We start from the raw sequence: 16,717 nt of genomic DNA, 5'->3' as shown, positions 1-16,717 counted from the left end.
CCCGGCGGCCCAAGAGGCGGCCGTCAGTAGACGCGCTCGGTCGCGATCTCGGCGCCCTCGACGAGCGCCTCGAGTTTGGCCCACGCGATTTTGGGGTGGACCATGCCGAGACCCGCCTGCGTACCGAAGCCGCAGTCGGGCGCGGCGACGATCGGCGTCGACTCGTCGACCGCGTCCGCGACGCGCTCGAGGCGGTCCGAGATCGTCTCCGGGTGGTCGATGATGTTCGTCTTGACGTCGACGACGCCGGGCATCAGCGTCCAGCCGTCGGGAAGCGGCTGCTCGGCGAACGCGCGGTACTCGTGCTGGTGGCGGGGGTTAGCCTGTTCGACGCTCAGTCCGGTGATGTCGGCCTCGTAGATCTCCGGCAGGAGGTCAACGAGGTCCGCGTCGAGGTGGTGGGGGCCCTCGTAACTCCCCCAGCAGGTGTGGAGGCGTACCTGCTCGGCGGGGACGTTATCGAGGGCCTCGTTGAGCGCCTCGACGTGGAGGCGCGTCGCTTCCTTGACGTCCTCGAGCGGTTCGTCCGCGTAGGCCGCCGTCTGGCCGATGGTGAGCAGTTCGGGCGCGTCGATCTGGAGGGTCATCCCGGTCTCGGCGACCAGTTCGTACTCCGTCTGCATCGCGTCCGCGACGGCGAAGAGGTACTCCTCGTAGGTGTCGTAGTACTCGTTGACGTGCGTGGTCGCGACGATGCTCGGCGACGCCGAGGTCACGAACGTCCCCTCGAAGTCGGCGTCGACGGTCGCGAGCGCGTCTCGGAACGCCTCGAGTTCGTCCTCGGCCTCCGCGCGGCCGGTGTACTCGATGGGGCCGTCGACGACGGGCTGCATCGAGAGATCGATGACGTCCGTCTTGAACGTCTCCTCGGCGTACTCGGGGAACTCCTGGAGGTCCGCCCAAAGTTCCTGTTCGCGCTTCCCGTCGATACCGCTCAGACGGTCCGCGACGTACCAGTTGAACGAGACCCGCGACTGTTCGCCGTTGTTGACGACGTCGAGCCCGACCTCGGCCTGTCGCTCGACGACGGCCCGCGTGGCCTCTGCGACGGTTTCGTTCCACTCGTCCTCGTCGACCGGTTCGTCGTTCTGACGCGTCTCGAGGAGGTCGAGCAGTGCCGGCGGGCGGGGAAGACTCCCGATGTGCGTCGTTCGGATTCGGTCTTCAGTGGTCGTCATGGGGTACTCTTGTGAGTAATAGTTTCAGTAGATAATATAACTGGTGGTATTCTCACGATCGACGGTCACGGTGGTTCGATAGCGCCTACGACGTTCGAAAACAGCGAAATTCCGTCGAGGGCGCCGAATTAGTCCGGAATCATCGTCAGTGGTACGCCTGTTCGCCGGCCTCGATCGGGACCTCGAGCCAGTTCTCCGTCGGCGGGAGCGGGCACTCGTAGCGATCCGAGTACGCGCACGTCGGATTGTACGCCTCGTTGAAGTCGAGGATCCAGTTTTCGTCGCCCGTTCGGTGGGCGTCGCCTTCGAGGTCGAGGTACCGACCGGCGCCATAGGTCTCGTCGCCGCTGGTCGCGTCTCGGAACGGGACCCAGAGCCGATCGTCGTCTGGATCCGCCTTGTAGGCCTGCAGCGTGATGTCTTCGCCGTCGACGGTGAATCGGAACTCGCCCCACCGAAGGTACTTCCGCTCGCCGTCGGTGCTCGTCCCAACGGTGACCGGTTCAGGGTCGTTGTACTCGTGCAGCGGCAGTTCGAACCGGTATGCCTCGTCGATCGGGTAATACTCGAGGCCGTCGAACGACTCGCGCTTGTCCGACGGAATCGGCGAGTGCGGGTCGCCGCCGAAGTACCGGTCTTTCTCTTCCCGTTGCGTCTCGATCGCTCGCCGCCAATCGGTGGTCATGGCTGAAGGTCAGTGTGTCGTGGTCGTGTCGCCGGTCCCCGTATTTAGGTCAGACCAGGACGCTGTTCAGATAATCACTATCGACTGCCGTGGCCTCGGCAGGTGCGTCACTACGCGTGTTGCTCGATTAGCCCCTCCAGCGTTCCGCGGTCCTGGACGCCGACCATCCGCTCGACCGGCTGGCCGTCGGCGTAGAGGACGAGCGTCGGGACGCCGCGGGCGCCCAGTTGCTGGGCGATCTGCTGGTGAGCGTCGACGTCGACCTTCGCGACGGCGGCGTCGGTCTCCGCGGCGAGGGCTTCGATCGTCGGCTCCATCATCTGACAGGGGCCACACCAGTCGGCGTAACAGTCCACGAGGACAACGTCGTGCTCTCCGACGACCTCGTCGAGGTGACCCTGGCCTGTGATCGCGATTGGCTCGTCGGGTTCGGTGCTCTCCCTGTCGGCCGCATCGAGGCCCCCGCCGTTCTCGAGACGTTCCTGCAGCTCTCGCTTCTTCTGTTCACGGATCCGTTGGCGATCGTTGTTTGCGGAGTCGCTCATCGATCGACGGTACGGTTTCCACAGCAATAACGGTTTTGTGAACTGTCTACAATATCATATAGCCGGTTTGGACTCGCACTGGTCTCGTCGCGGATCGCCGGCCGACTCTCACATCGTTCGGGCTGAGCAGACCGGGAACAGATCGTCCATGAGTCCAGTAATGAACCATACCACGGCGTTGGCACCGCCCGTTTGATCGGGTAGTGCAGTACCGATCGTGAGTGCATTTCTCTTGGCGATCATAGGCGTTCTGCCGGCGAATCTTGAGAGTGTCTCTCAGGCAATTGAATCAATACTCCTTCCGCTCATTTTCGTCGGATTGGGACTAATATTGTACGGTATCGGATGCACCTACATCTCGTTCGCCAACTACAGCCGAGCGATGTTGATGAAACACAATCACTCGGCGAGAACTCAGAATAACGCAGGCCGCTGACTGTGAGCAGCTTTGAACGCGATATCTCGACGACGGTGTATACAACGTTTTTCTCGTCGAGTCCGGAAATCACACTCGAGTTGACGACGTCTGCGTGCGGACTGACCACCGCTGTTCGACGATCTTCAGCAGATAGTACCCCCAGAGTGAGAGGAGGACAGTGAATCCCGAGCCGTGCAGTAGCGCCGACCACGACTGGTCCTGATAGAAGAAGCCGATCCCGACGGCGAGAACCGCGAGGTTCCAGGCGAGGACGGACTTCGGTCCGACGGCCGACGGGAGACGCTTCGCGGGGACGAGTCCGTCGACGCGGCTGTCGCCGCCGTCACCTCGAGTGGTTCCGTGGGGCCACTCGAGAGTGCAGGCGACGAGCAGCGAGCCTGCGAGCGCGATTGGAAGCGCCCAGCCGATGAAAAGGAAGTGCAATGCGCCGGTCTCGATCCACGGGGCGGGGATACCGAGTGGCATACCGAACAGGATGAACGGGGCGAAGCTCGCCGGGCCGAGGATCCACAGCTGGGCGACGAGCACCGAGAGCGCTGTCCCGCTCGGCGTGCCGGCCCGGTAGGTTTGAGCGAGCGTGTAAATATAGAGAACGTAGCCGGCGGCGTACAGTACTAGTCCGATTGCGGTCACCGTCTTCCCCATGCCGAGCACCGGTCCGACGACGAGCGGGACGATACCGAGCGCAAACAGCGGGAACGAGTATCGTCTCAGTCGGTCGCTGTATAGCTCCGCATCCACGAGCCGCGGAAAGAGATCGTACAGCGTGCCGATCGCCGCGAGGCCCAGAAACCCCCACGCGTTGGCGTGGACGTGTGCCTCCCGGAGTCCGTACCAGCCGCCGGGGACATCCCAGCCGTGGCTGTACAGTCCGAACGCGAACGTGAGCCCGATCAGGTAGACGAACGGTGAGAGGAGGTAAAAGCCAATGGTCGGGTCGCGCGCTCGCCCGCTGTCGCTTCTGCGTACCATCAGGAGAACGACGGCGAACAGCCAGCCCGTAAGCAGCCAGATCGTCCCGAGGCCGATGTCGAACCACAGTGGCTCGCCAAAGGCACGACCGTACCAGATGAGTAGTACGGCGCCGTTCAATCCGAGAAAAACGGCTTTGATAGCCGTTGCTGACGGTCCCGGTTGCTCGAGTTTCCGCGCCGTCAGCTGTGGCAGCGTGCCGAAGAGCAACTGCGTGAACGCGCCGATCGTAACGAAGTGGATGTGCGCCCACGTGATCCACGATACCTGCGGAACGAGTTCGAACGCTTGAAGGCCCTGATAGAGAGCGAGCGCGAAACCGACAAACAGGAATGCGATGCCAGCAACGTGAAACGGCGTCAGAGTGAGCGTCGGTCCATCAGCCGTCCGCCGGGTGGATCGGTATTCGGAGTCGCTTGGACGTGGGTCGCACGGATCCGTATTAGCCATACACGTTCGTTTGATTGGCCGCTGTGTATCCGTTGTCGCGAATATTGCAGGGTGCTTCGAACATGTTCGAAGCGTATGCTACGACGTTCGACTGCCAATCATCAATACTGATGCCACGGGCGAAACTCACCGTCCAACTCCCCGAATCCCTCTGGATCTACGAGATTTCGACGGCCTATCCCGACACTACGTTTCGAGTCAGTTCAGTGCTGCCGGGATCGGACGTCGCGATCGGTGTCATCGAACTGGCGGCGTCGAATCCGGTCCCGATACTCGCCGCGATCGCCGAGCGGAGCGATATCCGGGACCTCGAGTTGCTCTGGAAGCACGACGAGACCGCACTCCTGCAGGTCGAGACATCGAATCCGTCACTGCTCGTTCCCATGCAGCAGGCTGGCGTTCCAATGGAGACGCCGTTTGCGGTCGAAGACGGCGTGGTGACTTGGGAACTGACGACGAGTGCGGACCGATTATCGATGCTCGGCGACGCGTTCGATGAGCGTGGCATCGAATACCACATCGAGTACGTACATGCCGTCGCCGCGAGCGACGCAGAAAATCTGTTGACAGACCGACAGCTCGAGGTCTTCCGCACCGCTCTCGAGGCGGGGTACTACGACGTTCCCCGCGAGGCGACGCTGACGGACGTCGCGTCGGCGCTCGGCGTGACCAAGTCGACCTGTAGCGATGTCCTGCATCGCGCGGAGAGCGCGATTACACACTGGTTTGCCGACGAACGCGTCGACTCCATCTCTCACGACCGGTGAACCGGTTCCCGCTCGAGTGAGCCGACGGTTCGCCCTCGTTACGCCTTTCGATCCGGCGGAACGAGCATAACGTTGCTGTCCGCCCGTGCGACGATATCTTCGGAGACGCTTCCGAGCAAGAGTCTGCGGAGCCTGCTGTGACCGCGCGAGCCGACGAGAATCGTCGTCGGTTCGTACTCGACTTCCGCAGCGAGAATCTCGTCCGCCGGATCACCTTGACGGACCGCCGTTCGCGTCTCGATCTCCCACTCCTCAAGTTTGGTTGCCAACTCCGCCAGTCGCGCTTCGGGGTCGGCGCCCTCTGGAAGCGCCGGATCCTTCGGCGTTTCGACGTGGACTAGCGTCGCCTCCTGCGTCGCGTGACGGAGGTACGAGAACGCCTCAAGCGCCCGCTCGGCGTTCTCCGAGAAGTCGGTCGCGTACAGCATCCGCTGGAACAGGTGTTCGCGGACGACGGTCGGCTCGTCAGTTCCGCGTTCAATCCGGTTGACCAGCAGCGGGATGACCGTCGTCCGCGCGAGATTACGCGCGGTCGAGCCGATGATGCGGTTCTCGAGCGGGCTCTTTCCCCGCGAGCCGACGACCGTGAGGCTGGCGCCGACCGCCTCTGCGATCCCGTTGATGCGTCGATGGGGCGTCCCACGAACGACGTGCGCTTCGACGTCGAAGCCCGCGTCTTCGATGACGCTGCGATAGCGCTCGAGCGCTCGCCCGCGTCGCGCTGCGAAGTCGATACCGGGCATCCCCGCGTGGACGTTCGACGGGATCACGGTCACGAGGTGGATCTCCTCGACACCGATTCGGCCGAGACACTCGAGACAGGTCTCGCTCTCGATCGTCGCCTCGCTGGCGGCCGAGAGATCGGTCGCACAGATCCCTATCATACCGGTCGTAGGCTTCGGACGCATAATATTGTTTGTGCAAACCAATATCTACTCCGAACTATCAGTCGTAACCGATCCGGAGGTATCGCGACGCCGACTCCGTCTCGCCACGAATCCGCTGACGCTGCGTTCCGACCGCGCGCCAGCGGAAGGAGTCTCCGACGATTCGTTCCTGCTCCCCGCATAACTTACTGGAATATTCTCGTTGGATAGCCGTGAGATAGACTGCAGTAATATTGTGCGGAATTCCCAAAAGCGTTATACTCCTCCTTCGGATAGATGATACCGAGTAGAAACCTATGCTCCGCACACAACCGGGCGACGGAGGTCGGTATCGGTGATCGACCTCACAGCGTATTCGTCAGCAGTACAGTCAGGCGCCCTCGTTGGCGCCGTCCTCCTCGAGGCGTTCGTCCTCTACGTCGGGTACGGCGCGCTCGAGCGAGTCGCAGCGCCGATCGTCGAGAAAATCACACGCGCATAGATGGAGCTATTCGGAATCGCCCTGATGACGCTCGCACTGTTCGTAAGCTTCGGCTTCATGGTCGGCGTCCTATTCGGCTTCTTCGGCATGGGCGGTTCGTTCCTCGTCACACCGGCGTTACTCGTGATGGGGTATCCCGCCAGAGTCGCCGTCGGGAGCGGCATGGCCTTCGTCTTCGGGACGGCCATGATCGCGACGCTGAAACACCGCGACCTCGGCCAGGTCGACTACAAACTTGGCGGACTGATGATCGTCGGGACGACGAGCGGTATCGAGGTGGGGAGTCGGATAGTGTACTATCTCGAGGAATTGGGACTCGCCAGCGGTGCCATCGGCATCACGTACGTCGTCCTGTTGGGTGCGGTCGGGCTGTTCGTCACCCGAAATGCGCTCGTAAACGACGGCGGAGACGATTCGGGTGGCAGCCACCACGAATCCGACGAGGAGTTCGACCCGGACGCGATTCCACCCCTGGCGAAGCGAATTCAGTCCTACCGCATCCCGCCGATGATGACAGTTGCCGGCGGGATCCAGGTCTCGCTCTGGTTGATTCTGGTCGTCGCGTTCGCCACGGGCCTGTTGTCGGGCTTCCTGGGTGTCGGTGGCGGTTTCGTCAAGATGCCCGCGATGGTCTACCTCATCGGCGTCCCGGTTCCCGTCGCGGTCGGGACCGACCTCTTCGAGATCGTCTTCTCGGGCGGGTTCGGCGCGTTCACCTACGGGCTCAACGGCGGCGTCGACCTCTCGATCGTCGCGCCGCTACTTGCGGGGAGCGCGCTCGGCGCCCGGATCGGCTCGGCCGCGACCGGCATCGTCGACGAAGACGACATCAAGATCTACTTCGGACTAATGCTGGTCGGTGGTTCGATCGCCGTCGCGTTCCGTCAGGTGGGCGACTATCTCGGGATGGACGTGCTGAATACGGTCAGCTTCGTGCTGATCCTGCTCTCGGCGTTCATGGTCAGCGGGGCCGTGATCTACAGCACGATCACGACGATGCGAGCGCAGTCGAACGCGGCTGCGACGTCCGCGGACTGACGCTATAGCGGCCGCTCGTACCGTTTCTATCTCGGTTCATTGAGATTGTACAATATTCGCACAACCCTTATACCGATACGGTCCCTATCGGGTCGTAGTACAATGGCTAGTTCGATGGCGGAACAACTGCAGCAAGACATGGAGTGCGAAGGGTTACTCGAGTGTATTCACGGACTCAAGCAACTCGACAAGGACTGTTTCCGCGTGATGGTCGAGAGCGAGGAAGCGCTGACGATCGACGAGGTTGCCGAGCAGGTCGACCGCGAACGTTCGACCGCATACCGATCGATCCAGCGGTTGCTCAAGAGCGGCTTCATCCAGAAAGAGCAGATCAACTACGAGCAGGGCGGCTACTACCACGTCTACTACCCGACGGATCCGACTCAGATCGCGAACGATATGCAGCGAAAGCTCAACGACTGGTACGCGAAGATGGGGCAACTCATCCAGGAGTTCGAGAACAAGTACGAACACGCCGAGGCCGACACCGAGATTCCCGCCCAGAGCTAATCGTCTACCGGCCGCGACTCACGTTCACGCTCACTCTCCACGAATCGCTTCGAGATCGTTTCGCTGAGGGGAGTCTCCCACCGAGCCAACCGCTTCAGCGGCGGCTCGTCGAATCGTCGTTGTCGTCACCATCGGCGTCGTTCGGTCGGACGGTGAACGGCCGCATCATGTCGTGGTCCTCATGTTCGATCATGTGGCAGTGCCACATGTACGTGCCCGTCTGGTCGTTGAACAGCCCGTCGTGCTCTCCGAAATGGACGATCACGTGGACGATTTCACCGGGATCGACGGTGATCACGTCGTTCCATCCTCGTTCGTACGGCTTGGGTGCCTCGAGCGCCTCGAGGTCGTCGGCGTCGCGGACAGCCACGCCCACGCGGACCACGTCTCGGGCGCCCGTCGGCTCGCCGGCGAACTCGACGTCCCCTACTACCTCCACGGGGACGACGCCGGCGAACTCGAGGACGTCACGGAACTCGCGGACGGCGAGACAATTTCCGTCGGCGACCGCGACCTCGAAGTGCTCCACACGCCTGGACACACGCCCGGCAGCGTCTCGTTCCGGTTCGGCGACGCGCTGCTGTCCGGGGACACGCTGTTCCTCCGCAGCGTCGGCCGCCCCGACCTCGAGGATGGCGCGGAGGAGGCCGTCCGCGAGGCCGCCGGCCAGCTGTTCGACAGTCTCGAGCGGCTGACGGACCTCGCAGACGGGACCGTCGTCCTTCCTGGTCACTTCAGTGACGAGTCGATTCGCCCGGTCGCGACCGAACTCGGCGACCTCCGAAAAGAGACGACCAACGAACTCCTGAGTTACGTCGAGGACGACGACGAGGAAGAGTTCGTCGAGACCATCGTCGAGAGCCTCGCGGACGAACCAGCGAACTACAACGAGATCAAGCAGATCAACTGGGGGAAAGAGCAACCCGGCAGCGACGTCGAGGCGCTCGAACTCGGGCCGAACAACTGCGCCGCAAACTAACGTCGTCAGTCGGTCGAACGGTCACGCTGTCGTTGGGACTCTGGACGACCGTCGTGAGAGAACAGTTCGAGTTCGCTAACGGGAAGTGGAAGACGAACGTGCGGCCCAGCGGGTTCCTGCCCCAACGGAACAGTTTTCCCGTTCACGAACCGGTATCCAGTTCGATCGGCTATACCGATTTCTGCTGTCGGAGAAGTGCCGACGAGAACCATGAATACGCCTCGAGCGGTAGCTGACACTGACGGTCGGTGGATTGCTCGCTGGCGTCGCGTCGGGCGAGGTCTCGGACAGAGTGCTCGATCGCATCGAGATCCGTGAGAATGCGGACCGCCAGTGCCTGGCCGACGACGAACACGACTACATCGCCGACGATTTGCTGACCCAGCAAATCGTCAGCGTCGTTTTGCTATCTCCTGGATTAGGTTACGATACACCACTTTCACGAGCCATGACTGACTATCAACTCGCGTTCAAACCGGCGATCGGACTCTACGGCCAGCACGACCCGAGCGCCGTTCTCTTCAATGACGGGACGCCCGTCTTCGGCGTCGAGGAAGAGCGATACACGCGAGACAAACACGCGACGGATATGTTTCCCGAACGCGCGATCCGGGCGTGTCTCGACAATCGAAACCTGTCCCTCTCGGACCTGAATCGGATCCTCCTCCCGTACGATCCGCAGCTCCGACGCGAGATCGCTTCGCACTACGTTACCGACGCAATCCGCTCGCCTGGTATCGGACGAAAGCTCTCCGCACTCGAACAGACGCTCGTCACGCAGGTTCGGAGCCAGTTCGTTCCGACCCGACAGATCGAGAACCGCCTCGAGTTGATCGGTTCGCCAGTGCCGCCGATCGAGACGATTCCGCATCACCGCTGCCACGCTGCGAGCGCGTTCCATCCGTCGGGGTTCGATGAGGGGATTGTCCTCACGGTCGACGCGAAAGGTGAGTACGACTCGACGGTCGTCTGGCGCGGCAACGAGGACGGCCTGACACGCGCGTACACTTACGAACACCCGAACAGTCTCGGGCTCTTCTTCGCGGTCGTCACGGAGTTCCTCGGCTACCGGATGTTCAACGGCGAGGGGAAAGTGATGGGGCTGGCACCCTATGGCGAGGACAATCCAGAGATCGAAGGCGTCCTACGCGGGCTGATCGACACGGGCGCCGATTACGACGTCACCGAACTGACGAAGCGCTGGGGAACCGGCCACGGCATCGAAACCCTCGAGGACGCGTTTGGCCGTCCTCGAAACGAAACGCCCGGCGAGTTCGACCAGTGGGAGAAAGACCTCGCGTACACTGCTCAGAAACTGCTCGAGGAGACGGTCGTCGACATCGCGGAGACAGCCGTCGATCAGTTGGGCACGGCGAACGTCGCACTCGCCGGCGGTGTCGCGCTGAACTGCAAGCTGAACAAGCGCGTTCGTGAGTCACCACACGTCGACGACGTCTTCGTCCAGCCGGTCGCCAACGATGCGGGGCTCGCGCTCGGTGCGGGATGGACAGGACAGCCGCCGTCGGCCGTCGACCGCCAGACCGATGTCTACCTCGGTCCCCAATACGAAACCGAGGAGATCCGTTCGACCCTCGAGACGAACAAACTCGAGTACGGGGAACCGGACGACATCGAGCGGTACGTCGCCGAACGGCTCGCCGACGGCGACCTCGTCGGCTGGTTCCAAGGCCGGATGGAGATGGGGCCGCGGGCGCTCGGTGCCAGGAGCATCCTCGCCGATCCGCGCACCGCCGAGTCCCGCGATCGAGTGAATCGGTTCGTCAAACATCGCGAGGAGTGGCGCCCGTTCGCTCCCTCGATGCTCGAGTCGGCCGCCGAGGAGTACCTCATCGACGGCAGCTCAGCGCCGTTCATGATCGATGCCTACGACATCCGCCCCGAGAGAACCGACGAGCTCGAGGCCGTCTTGCATCCAGCCGACAACTCGACGCGCCCTCAGACCGTTCGCGAGGACCAGCACCCGCGCTATCACCGGCTCATCTCCGAGTTCGCCGACATCACCGGCGTGCCGATCGTCCTCAACACCTCGTTCAACGATCACGCCGAACCGATCGTCCGGACGCCGACGCAGGCGATCAAGGACTTTTACGGAATGGGACTTGACGTGCTCGTCCTCGAGGACTTCGTCGTCAAAAAAGACGTGACGAAAACGGATCGGCGTTCGGAACTAGCACTTCGTTCGGGAGGCGCGCCGAACCCAGTATAGCAGTAGAAGCAATCTGATCTTCGGTACAGTCGTCGGCGGTGTCAGTGTGCTGCGTGCGTCTCGAGGACGTCCACGAGCGTCTCAGTGCTCTGGAACCCGTCGTCGAGGCGGGCGACTTCGTCGCCGTCGCGCAGGACGACGAGCGTCGGGACGCTCTGGACGCCGAACTCGGCGGCGAGATCCGGGACGAGACCAGCGTTCACCGTCGCCACGACGCCAGGTGCGCTGCGCGCGACTCCGGAGAGTACCGGCTCCATCGACGCGCAGATTCCACAGCCGGACGTGACGAACTCGAGCAAGACGAGGTCGTGTGCCGCGAGTAGGTCGTCGTAGTCGTCTACATCGTGTAATTGGACGGGTCTATGGGTCGCGCGGCCGTTGTCGGTCAACTCTGAGGATGTGGGTTCAGTCATCAACATGGCTAGGGTCCGAATGCGTATCAGTGTTTTGCAGAATAGACACAATACTATTGTGCAATCGGTCGATCGATCCATAAATGAAGCTGGTGACGACCGTGTACCAACGATCGGAAAACTGATGGCTAATATTGCCTCTATAGACGACAGAGCTGTTTCTCGAGTTATCCCTGTAAACGGGCTCGAGAAGGTTTAATGCGACTGTCTCCCAGATTTCCGGTAACTCGGGCTTCGATAAATCTCGCCGAATAGCACAATGGAATACGGGTGGCCGACCGATGTCCTCGAAACGGCGATCTCGAGGGTCGAGATGCGCCTTCGAACTAGTATGAGTGCTCCGGAAACTACAGTCGACGTCGAACAGTTCTTCACCAATCTCTTCGAGTTTCAGTACCGCGAGGTGACGATGGTCGGCGCGACGCTGACCGTTCTCGTCGCCTCGATCGTCTTCTTCCCGGGTTTCGAGAACGCCGGACGGGGCGTTCAGTCCGAACTTTCAGTCGGATTGCTCGCCGTACTGAGCATGGTCGCGATTGTCGCTGGCATCGTCAAGGGAATGACCGGCTTTGGCTACTCGCTCATCATGACACCGATATTCGCGACGGTGATCGATCCGACCGTCGCCGTCGTCGTCCTGGCGATTCCCCCGTGGATGCTCAATATGTTCCAGATCGCGGAAACCGGAACGGGGCGGTCGTTCGTTCGCGAGGAGTGGTCGCTCCTATTGCTCGCCGTTATTGGGACTGTTATCGGCGTCGCAGCGTTGGCGACGTACAGCGCCGGACCGCTCGTCCCCTTCGTTATCGGACTCGTCCTCCTCAGTTACGTTGTCTTTCAGGTCGTCCAGAACTTCGTCACGGTCGAGGAAGCACACCACCCAGTCGCCCTCGGTATGGCTGGGTTTTCCCAAGGCTTCCTGCTCGCTCTCGCGAATCTCGGGCCGCTGCTCCCGGCGTACTTCCACACCTTCGAGTGGGATGCCGAGCGATACATCGGCGGGTTGGCAATGGTTCTCGGAACGATATTTACGGTTCGTATCATACAGATGGCGCTGTTCACCGATCTCCTGACGACCTACCGGCTCTGGCTTGGGTCGGTGATCGCCGTCGTCACGATCGGTGGCCTACTGGTGGGGACGTATCTCCGACGCCTCGAGTTCGACGAGCGCGCGTTCAACTGGTTCGTCGTCGGACTCCTGTTCGTTATCTCTCTCAACATCTTCCGCAACTCCGTGCCAGCGCTGTTCTTCTAATAGTAATTGGTAATAGGGTTTGGTATGAAAAATGGCACCCGAAACTGAATCACTTGATCCGGTAAGTACGTGTGCTTATTGAGTGCTGAGGTATGGTCGGAGCAGTTCAGTATACATCTCGGGGTCTGTTGGCTTCTCGATTATCTGGTCTGGCCGTGATACCGGTGCATTCTCAGACTGCATTTGTGGTTTCGAACTAGTCATTACGACGACAGGGAGGGGTGGAGTGGCTGACTGAGCAGCGTTCAATATCTCTTTGCCGGTCGTCTGAGAGAGTCGCCAATTGAGCAGCACCACATCCGGGCGAGGTGTATCCTCGTACTCGTTTCGCTGATAGATGAAATCAAGTGCCTCATCCTTGGTATTCACAGTATGGATAGTCGGGGTCAGTTCTGAGACAGAGAGCGCCTCCTCAATGAACCGAATATCCGCCGGATTGTCATCGATGACGAATAGATCCCCACTGCTCATCGCAACTCCTCCATTGGAACACTCAATGCAACAACTCCTTATGGCTGTTTCGAGGTGTAAAAATACAATAAAATTGCAGATTTTCTATTACAATATGTGTGTTCTCTCTACTGAACGGTAATTACATATGCGAACATATTGCTGTACTTCGACGTGCTCGGAACAGTAGCATTCCAATGAGCCCTGTTCGTATTACTACCTTTCAGAACTGTCGTAACAGCCAATCGATCATTAGTACTATACCACCGATAACAAGCCAAAGAGTAGGAACAACAACGATCAGTACGACCCAATGGGGGACTGGTGGCGGTGGCGCTTGCGGAGGACCATGTAACGGACTTCCGTATAATAGAAACCCAAGCATTGAGAGGATACGTAGAACAAACATGAGTGTGAAATTGCAGACAAATTATGTGGTTTCTTCCCGCTCGCCACTACGATTCTGTATCCCCGTTCTATAGACGTAGTACCCCGCAGTGATGAAGAGGAGGCTGACCACTATCCAATGAGGGTTATACTGACCACCCCAAGACAAGGATTTCCCGCCAGGACCGACTGGCTGATGTAGGCCTAACAGAGCGTGGTCAATGAAGGCGTCATAGACATCGAACACGCCGAGACCGATGAGAGCAGCACCAGCCAGCGGTTGGACGGCTAACGGAACAACAGTTCGTCGCTCAGACTGCCACACAAGGCCGGCCCCGACTCCCATAATAATTAACATCGCAAGTGAGAACAGCCCATCTGCAAGGATGTTTGTCTCAAGGCCGTCCAGCGTGTACATTGGATAAATTCCAGAAACCAAGTGATGCCACTGGAGGATATGGTGCAAAACGAGTACGTCAATTAACCCGCTGAATCCAAATCCGAATACTCCTGCCGCGATTAGCGCGCGTTGAGTCACCGTATTCTGGGTCTGATCACGCGTGGTGTCTGGATGATTGCTCATCGTATTTGCGCTTACTACCAACACAGAAAGTTCTGAGTTATTGCGAACGTGAATTTAATCTCGTACTTTGAGATCATTTTCGTAACCATCTATACAGAACGGTAACTACGTGTGCGAACTTGTCAGCCTGAAAGTCGCTGATACCCGTTTCGTACGAGCATCCCTATTCCCAGAATAGTCCAGATAATAGCACCAAGGAAGACTATTGAACGTACAAGGTCAAACATCGGGAAGGGAGTATATCGGCCAAACATGAGTAATACCACCGCTATGGCCCACAGGAAGCTTCCTCCAGTTACGGCTAAATAGATACGGCGCACAGTCTGAGTTATAGAACAGAGTCACTTATTGTTTTTGAACGAACATGAATAGTGCAATATCGTTACTCTCTACCGAAATATTCCAGTGGTAAGTCCTTCCCCTGTACTGACCGTGAGTTACACGAGTTGTTCTAAATGAAATCGTGCTAATAGACAACGAGCGCCAGATAAAGCTGTCCGGCTCCAGCCACGATCATCAGGCCTCCGGCGAGCCGCTTCAGGGGTCCCGAGTAGGCCGCGAACCGACCTGCACTCGCGACCAGCCCCATTCCGGTCGCGACCGTCACCGCGATCATCAGGGCGACGACGCTACCGACGTAGGTCATCAGGATGAGCGCCGCCGCCTCGGTCGGCAGCGATAGCGAGCGGGCGACGACCGCGAGGAAGACGGGCGCGACGCAACCGGCCCCAGCGAGCGCGTACCCCGAACCGAAGAGTCCGAATCCGAAGATACTCGAGCGCCGCTTCGGAAGCGGAATCGACAGCGAGGGGGCGCGACCGGCGAGAACGAGCGCGCCGAAGATCACCAGTAGTCCGCCGACGAGCGACTCGAAGATCGTGAGGTTCGATAGCGTCTGCTGACCGATTACGAACGTCACCCCGATGAGGGCTGCGAGCGTTCCCAGAACGCCAACGCCTGCGGCGATACCGCGGGTCGTCGCCCCACCGAGTGATGCGTCGCCGTCCGTCCGGCTGACGTAGAACCCGACGTACCCGGGCAACAGCGGATACGCACAGGGGCTAAAGAAGGTCGCGACGCCGGCAGTGAGTGCGAAGACGACCGTCGACAGGAGCGATGCGTCGATCACGCGTCCGTCCTCGCCTCGAGCGCCTGTTCGATCCCCGCCACGAGTTCGTCCGCCGTTTTGACGCCGGTGTCCGACCACTGGACGCGACCGGACGTATCGATCGCAACCGCAGAGGGATAGCCGCCCGCGAGATACCGTGCAGTCAGTTCCGCAGTCGGATCGAGGCCGAGAGACCAGTTCCCGTCGTGTTTCTCCCACCAGTCGACTAGTTCTGCTTTCGTCACTGATCGCCCGATCGCTTCGCTCGTGATCGAGATGAACAGCACGTCGTCACCGATGCGATCGTTCGCCGCCGCAAGTGCGGGCATCTGCTCGATACACGGCGGACACCACGTGCCGAAGAAATCGATGAACGTGGGTCGGTCGGACGCCGGAACACGGACCTCGCCGGCTTCGCTTCCCGGGGCATCGATCGTCTCGATCGTGAGCGGTTCGGTGTCCGGAGATCCTGTTCCATCCGAATTCTCGCTCTGGGTTTCGTCTGTTCCATCTCCGAACGACGGTGGACCGCGTATCGCCAGCGCTCCTGCGCCACCGATCGTACCCAGACTGCCGACTCCGGCGAGGATATCTCGCCTGCGCATCTTACGCTGACACCACCGTTTCGAGATCGTCGACTACCCGTGAGATCTCGACCGTTGCCCCCCGGGGATACACTCGCTCGACGATCCCCCGTTCGTTCGCGAGCAAGATCAAATTATAGTGGGGGAACTGATACTCGAGCGAATCGTACTTCTCGGCATCGATCTTTTTGAGCGGCAACCCAATTTGGTCTGTTAAGATCTCCTTCGCCGTTTCGTACCGCTTCGGTCTGAGAAAATCCCAGTTCCCGGCCTCGAGATTGACTCCCTGCTGATCGGCGAACGTTCGAAGCGCGTCTTCCGTGTCCCGTTCCGGATCGAACGTCATCGCGAGCAGTTGGACATCGTCACCGTACCCGTTGGCAGCAGCGGCTTCCTGTGCACGACGGAGTCGTAGTATCAACGCGGGACACATCCCATCGGGACACGACGTATAAAAGAAGGTCATCAAAATGGCCCGATCGTTCTCGAACTGGTCCGTCGAGACCGTTTCACCGGTCAGCGGGTTGGGGAGTTCGACCGACGGAACGTCGTCGCCGTAGCTCGGATGCGACGACTCGCTCAGATCTTGCTCCGGTGGGCCGAGAACCGCTCCGTCGGCATGCTTCCGTTCACTACCGGCGCTATCGTCTGCCTGTCCCTCATCACTCGAGAGGGTATCCAGACAGCCCGCGGTGGTAGCGACACTCGAGGCGGCGATCGATCGGAGCCAGAGACGCCGATTCATACGTCGACGTTTCGGTGGGAATCGTAAATCCAGT

18 protein-coding genes and 2 pseudogenes are annotated in these 16,717 nt (G+C 60.3%); 7 read left to right on the top strand and 13 right to left on the bottom strand.

What is annotated here, in order from left to right; genetic code table 11:
• Positions 1-23 precede the first annotated feature (23 nt).
• The 4 genes from HYG81_RS38895 to HYG81_RS38880 form a co-directional block, all read right to left on the bottom strand.
• Positions 24-1,178: a methionine synthase gene (locus HYG81_RS38895; RefSeq protein ID WP_226777540.1), complete on the bottom strand. Its 1,155-nt coding sequence runs from the start codon at positions 1,176-1,178 to the stop codon at positions 24-26.
• A 145-nt stretch (positions 1,179-1,323) separates the two neighbouring features.
• Positions 1,324-1,863, bottom strand: coding sequence for a DUF1684 domain-containing protein (locus HYG81_RS38890; RefSeq protein ID WP_226777953.1), 540 nt, complete (start codon positions 1,861-1,863; stop codon positions 1,324-1,326).
• Positions 1,864-1,973: 110 nt separating this feature from the next.
• Positions 1,974-2,408 carry a thioredoxin family protein gene (locus HYG81_RS38885; protein ID WP_226777952.1) on the bottom strand — a complete coding sequence of 145 codons (435 nt, stop codon included), beginning with the start codon at positions 2,406-2,408 and terminating at the stop codon, positions 1,974-1,976.
• A gap of 505 nt (positions 2,409-2,913) precedes the next feature.
• On the bottom strand, positions 2,914-4,269 hold the full coding sequence (locus HYG81_RS38880; protein ID WP_226777951.1) for a heme-copper oxidase family protein: 1,356 nt from the start codon (positions 4,267-4,269) through the stop codon (positions 2,914-2,916).
• A gap of 110 nt (positions 4,270-4,379) precedes the next feature.
• On the opposite strand from HYG81_RS38880, the gene HYG81_RS38875 reads away from it, so the two are divergent.
• A complete protein-coding gene (locus tag HYG81_RS38875; protein ID WP_226777950.1) occupies positions 4,380-5,036 on the top strand; it encodes a helix-turn-helix domain-containing protein in 657 nt (218 codons plus the stop codon).
• 38 nt (positions 5,037-5,074) lie between these two features.
• On the opposite strand, the gene HYG81_RS38870 is transcribed toward HYG81_RS38875, so the two are convergent.
• Positions 5,075-5,920, bottom strand: coding sequence for a universal stress protein (locus tag HYG81_RS38870; protein WP_226777949.1), 846 nt, complete (start codon positions 5,918-5,920; stop codon positions 5,075-5,077).
• A gap of 337 nt (positions 5,921-6,257) precedes the next feature.
• On the opposite strand from HYG81_RS38870, the gene HYG81_RS38865 reads away from it, so the two are divergent.
• The 3 genes from HYG81_RS38865 to HYG81_RS38855 all read left to right on the top strand — a co-directional run bounded on the left by HYG81_RS38865 (position 6,258) and on the right by HYG81_RS38855 (position 7,952).
• Entirely contained in the window at positions 6,258-6,404 is a 147-nt protein-coding gene (locus tag HYG81_RS38865) for a DUF7512 family protein (protein WP_226777948.1), read from the top strand.
• Positions 6,405-7,442 (top strand): sulfite exporter TauE/SafE family protein, encoded by a 1,038-nt coding sequence (locus tag HYG81_RS38860; RefSeq protein ID WP_226777947.1) that lies wholly within the window; start codon positions 6,405-6,407, stop codon positions 7,440-7,442.
• A 102-nt stretch (positions 7,443-7,544) separates the two neighbouring features.
• Entirely contained in the window at positions 7,545-7,952 is a 408-nt protein-coding gene (locus HYG81_RS38855; RefSeq protein WP_226777946.1) for a helix-turn-helix domain-containing protein, read from the top strand.
• A 94-nt stretch (positions 7,953-8,046) separates the two neighbouring features.
• On the opposite strand, the pseudogene HYG81_RS38850 reads toward HYG81_RS38855, so the two are convergent.
• Positions 8,047-8,310, bottom strand: a pseudogene (locus tag HYG81_RS38850) (multicopper oxidase domain-containing protein); the annotation flags it as partial.
• Between HYG81_RS38850 and HYG81_RS38845 the strand changes: the two are divergent.
• Positions 8,293-8,931, top strand: a pseudogene (locus HYG81_RS38845) (MBL fold metallo-hydrolase); the annotation flags it as partial. The pseudogenes HYG81_RS38850 and HYG81_RS38845 sit on opposite strands and share 18 nt — an antisense overlap.
• Positions 8,932-9,100: 169 nt before the next feature.
• Here HYG81_RS38845 and HYG81_RS38840 read toward each other — a convergent pair.
• Positions 9,101-9,319: a hypothetical protein gene (locus HYG81_RS38840; protein ID WP_226777945.1), complete on the bottom strand. Its 219-nt coding sequence runs from the start codon at positions 9,317-9,319 to the stop codon at positions 9,101-9,103.
• A 60-nt stretch (positions 9,320-9,379) separates the two neighbouring features.
• Between HYG81_RS38840 and HYG81_RS38835 the strand changes: the two genes are divergently transcribed.
• Positions 9,380-11,158: a carbamoyltransferase family protein gene (locus HYG81_RS38835; RefSeq protein ID WP_226777944.1), complete on the top strand. Its 1,779-nt coding sequence runs from the start codon at positions 9,380-9,382 to the stop codon at positions 11,156-11,158.
• Between the two features lie 41 nt (positions 11,159-11,199).
• On the opposite strand, the gene HYG81_RS38830 is transcribed toward HYG81_RS38835, so the two are convergent.
• Entirely contained in the window at positions 11,200-11,571 is a 372-nt protein-coding gene (locus HYG81_RS38830) for a thioredoxin family protein (RefSeq protein ID WP_226777943.1), read from the bottom strand.
• A 331-nt stretch (positions 11,572-11,902) separates the two neighbouring features.
• Here HYG81_RS38830 and HYG81_RS38825 point away from each other — a divergent pair, with 331 nt between their 5' ends.
• Positions 11,903-12,826: a sulfite exporter TauE/SafE family protein gene (locus HYG81_RS38825; RefSeq protein WP_226777942.1), complete on the top strand. Its 924-nt coding sequence runs from the start codon at positions 11,903-11,905 to the stop codon at positions 12,824-12,826.
• Positions 12,827-12,901: 75 nt separating this feature from the next.
• On the opposite strand, the gene HYG81_RS38820 is transcribed toward HYG81_RS38825, so the two are convergent.
• The 5 genes from HYG81_RS38820 to HYG81_RS38800 form a co-directional block, all read right to left on the bottom strand.
• Entirely contained in the window at positions 12,902-13,297 is a 396-nt protein-coding gene (locus HYG81_RS38820) for a response regulator (protein ID WP_226777941.1), read from the bottom strand.
• Between the two features lie 409 nt (positions 13,298-13,706).
• On the bottom strand, positions 13,707-14,246 hold the full coding sequence (locus tag HYG81_RS38815) for a DUF2243 domain-containing protein (protein ID WP_226777940.1): 540 nt from the start codon (positions 14,244-14,246) through the stop codon (positions 13,707-13,709).
• A gap of 466 nt (positions 14,247-14,712) precedes the next feature.
• On the bottom strand, positions 14,713-15,375 hold the full coding sequence (locus tag HYG81_RS38810) for a cytochrome c biogenesis CcdA family protein (RefSeq protein ID WP_226777939.1): 663 nt from the start codon (positions 15,373-15,375) through the stop codon (positions 14,713-14,715).
• Entirely contained in the window at positions 15,372-15,959 is a 588-nt protein-coding gene (locus HYG81_RS38805) for a TlpA family protein disulfide reductase (RefSeq protein WP_226777938.1), read from the bottom strand. Before HYG81_RS38805 ends, HYG81_RS38810 begins: the two co-directional genes overlap by 4 nt.
• A gap of 1 nt (position 15,960) precedes the next feature.
• Positions 15,961-16,683 carry an SCO family protein gene (locus tag HYG81_RS38800; RefSeq protein ID WP_226777937.1) on the bottom strand — a complete coding sequence of 241 codons (723 nt, stop codon included), beginning with the start codon at positions 16,681-16,683 and terminating at the stop codon, positions 15,961-15,963.
• Positions 16,684-16,717 lie beyond the last annotated feature (34 nt).

The organism is Natrinema zhouii (assembly GCF_013456555.2).
Lineage (GTDB): Archaea > Halobacteriota > Halobacteria > Halobacteriales > Natrialbaceae > Natrinema > Natrinema zhouii.
This window is presented reverse-complemented; position numbering and strand designations above follow the sequence as displayed.

Bases quoted from the DNA above. Each gene is read 5' to 3' on its own strand.
- HYG81_RS38895 (WP_226777540.1), bottom strand. From the start codon at position 1,178: ATGACGACCACTGAAGACCGAATCCGAACGACGCACATCGGGAGTCTT.
- HYG81_RS38890 (WP_226777953.1), bottom strand. From the start codon at position 1,863: ATGACCACCGATTGGCGGCGAGCGATCGAGACGCAACGGGAAGAGAAA.
- HYG81_RS38885 (WP_226777952.1), bottom strand. From the start codon at position 2,408: ATGAGCGACTCCGCAAACAACGATCGCCAACGGATCCGTGAACAGAAG.
- HYG81_RS38880 (WP_226777951.1), bottom strand. From the start codon at position 4,269: ATGGCTAATACGGATCCGTGCGACCCACGTCCAAGCGACTCCGAATAC.
- HYG81_RS38875 (WP_226777950.1), top strand. From the start codon at position 4,380: ATGCCACGGGCGAAACTCACCGTCCAACTCCCCGAATCCCTCTGGATC.
- HYG81_RS38870 (WP_226777949.1), bottom strand. From the start codon at position 5,920: ATGATAGGGATCTGTGCGACCGATCTCTCGGCCGCCAGCGAGGCGACG.
- HYG81_RS38860 (WP_226777947.1), top strand. From the start codon at position 6,405: ATGGAGCTATTCGGAATCGCCCTGATGACGCTCGCACTGTTCGTAAGC.
- HYG81_RS38855 (WP_226777946.1), top strand. From the start codon at position 7,545: ATGGCTAGTTCGATGGCGGAACAACTGCAGCAAGACATGGAGTGCGAA.
- HYG81_RS38835 (WP_226777944.1), top strand. From the start codon at position 9,380: ATGACTGACTATCAACTCGCGTTCAAACCGGCGATCGGACTCTACGGC.
- HYG81_RS38830 (WP_226777943.1), bottom strand. From the start codon at position 11,571: ATGACTGAACCCACATCCTCAGAGTTGACCGACAACGGCCGCGCGACC.
- HYG81_RS38825 (WP_226777942.1), top strand. From the start codon at position 11,903: ATGAGTGCTCCGGAAACTACAGTCGACGTCGAACAGTTCTTCACCAAT.
- HYG81_RS38820 (WP_226777941.1), bottom strand. From the start codon at position 13,297: ATGAGCAGTGGGGATCTATTCGTCATCGATGACAATCCGGCGGATATT.
- HYG81_RS38815 (WP_226777940.1), bottom strand. From the start codon at position 14,246: ATGAGCAATCATCCAGACACCACGCGTGATCAGACCCAGAATACGGTG.
- HYG81_RS38805 (WP_226777938.1), bottom strand. From the start codon at position 15,959: ATGCGCAGGCGAGATATCCTCGCCGGAGTCGGCAGTCTGGGTACGATC.
- HYG81_RS38800 (WP_226777937.1), bottom strand. From the start codon at position 16,683: ATGAATCGGCGTCTCTGGCTCCGATCGATCGCCGCCTCGAGTGTCGCT.